Consider the following 1,850-nt stretch of genomic DNA (forward strand, 5'->3'; position numbering starts at 1 on the left):
GGGGAACGGGGGCCGGGGACTCGACGGGGGTACTCCCGCCGTCACCCGGCGTGCTCCCGCCGTTGCCCGTGACCACCAGGCTGAGCGAGACGGAGGGGGTGTCGGCGGCAGCCGGGGCGGCAAGGGCGATGGACAGCAGGACGACCGACACGGCCGACGCCACGCAGACGCGCCGGGACCGGGATCTCAGGGGGACGGGCACGAATGTCTCCTCGTTGAGCGGATTCGAAGAAGGGCAAGCGCTTGCCTTGAGTAGTTTGAGAGACGCTCGACGTTCTGTCAACCGCAAGAACACAGAAGGAACGGGCTTCGAAATCTGTCTTTGACGCTCAGCCCGAGAGGTGCTAAACATCTCAGGGCAAGCGATTTCCCTCTTGCTTCCACTCTTCGCCAAGGAGTTTCAATGACGAAACGTGTCCGTTCCGTCGTCGCCGTGATCGCACTCGGCGGCTTGTCGGCCGCGGCCCTCGCCGGCTGCAGTTCCCCCTCCCCGGGGACGTCCGACGGCAAGGTCTCGATCCAGATCGGCGACCGCCCCAGCGCCGATCGCCCCGAGGACCGCGCCTACTTCGACAAGCGTGTCGAAGCCTTCGAGCAGGCCAACCCCGACATCACGCTCGAGCCGGTCGAGACGAGCTACGACGCCTCCACCTTCCAGGCCCTCTCGGCCGGGGGGAGCCTCCCCACGGTCATGAGCGTGCCGCTCACCGAGCCCGCGGGTCTCATCAAGCGCGGCCAGGCGGCCGACCTCACCGACGCGCTGAAGAACGAGGGCCTCCTCGACAGCCTCAACCCCACGGTGCTCAAGCTCGCCGAGAACAGCGAGGGGCGCGCCTACGCGATCCCCACCAACGCCTACTCGTTCGGTCTCGTCTACAACCGCGAGCTCTTCACGAAGGCCGGCCTCGACCCCGCCTCCCCGCCGACCACGTGGGACGAGGTGCGTGCCGCGGCCAAGAAGATCCACGACGCGACGGGCGCCGCGGGCTTCTCCGTCCTCACCACCGCGAACACCGGCGGCTGGCAGTTCTCCGGCATGACCTACTCGTTCGGCGGCACCGTCGAGAACGAGGACGGCTCGAAGGCCACCTTCGACGACAAGCCCTCCACCCAGGCACTGCAGCTGATCGGCGACATGCGGTGGAAGGACGGCACCATGCCCGAGAACACCCTCTACGACATCCCCACCCAGGGCCAGGACTTCGCCGCCGGCAAGATCGGCATGATCATCGGAGCGAGCGACTCGTACTACAACATCGTCCAGAACCTGAAGCTGCCCGCTGAGAGCTTCGGAATCGGCGGGATGCCGCAGCTCAAGGGCGCCGAGGGCACCCTCGGCGGCGGCACGGTGCAGATCGTCGACCCCAAAGCCAGCGCCGAGCAGCAGGCCGCAGCCGTCAAGTGGGTGAAGTTCTTCTACCTGCAGCGCTTCCTCGATGAGAACACCGCCGTCGAGGACGCCAAGGCGTCGAACGAGGCCGGCTCCGTCACGGGACTCCCGGGGCTCCCGGTCGTCAACAGCGGCCAGTACTCCGCGTACTTCGACTGGATCGCGCCGTACATCAACGTGCCCAGCGCGAACTTCACCCCGTACCTCGACGCCTCGGCATCCATCCCCGTCGTCGCCGAGCCGGTCAACAACGCGCAAGAGGTGTACGGCGCCCTCGACACGGTCGTCCAGACGGTCCTGACCGACCAGAACGCCGACATCTCCTCCCTGCTCAGCACCGCGCAGACCGACGTGCAGTCGCGCCTGAGCCGCTGATCACCCCACCCGGGGCGGGCCGCCGTGCGGCCCGCCCCTCCCTCCCCCGGAGACGCCCATGACCGATCTCGACGAGCGTCCGCGC

General features: G+C 67.8%; 2 protein-coding genes. One reads left to right on the forward strand and one right to left on the reverse strand.

What is annotated here, in order from left to right; translation table 11 throughout:
* Positions 1-202: hypothetical protein (locus NS220_RS20315; RefSeq protein ID WP_206543046.1), on the reverse strand; the 202-nt coding region annotated here is incomplete at its 3' end.
* Between the two features lie 201 nt (positions 203-403).
* On the opposite strand from NS220_RS20315, the gene NS220_RS18190 reads away from it, so the two are divergent.
* Entirely contained in the window at positions 404-1,765 is a 1,362-nt protein-coding gene (locus NS220_RS18190; protein ID WP_058625387.1) for an extracellular solute-binding protein, read from the forward strand.
* The last annotated feature ends 85 nt before the right edge of the window (positions 1,766-1,850 follow it).

This window comes from Microbacterium testaceum (assembly GCF_001476655.1).
Lineage (GTDB): Bacteria > Actinomycetota > Actinomycetes > Actinomycetales > Microbacteriaceae > Microbacterium > Microbacterium testaceum_C.

Excerpts from the sequence above, each read along its gene's own strand:
- NS220_RS18190 (WP_058625387.1), top strand. The coding sequence starts at position 404 with ATGACGAAACGTGTCCGTTCCGTCGTCGCCGTGATCGCACTCGGCGGC.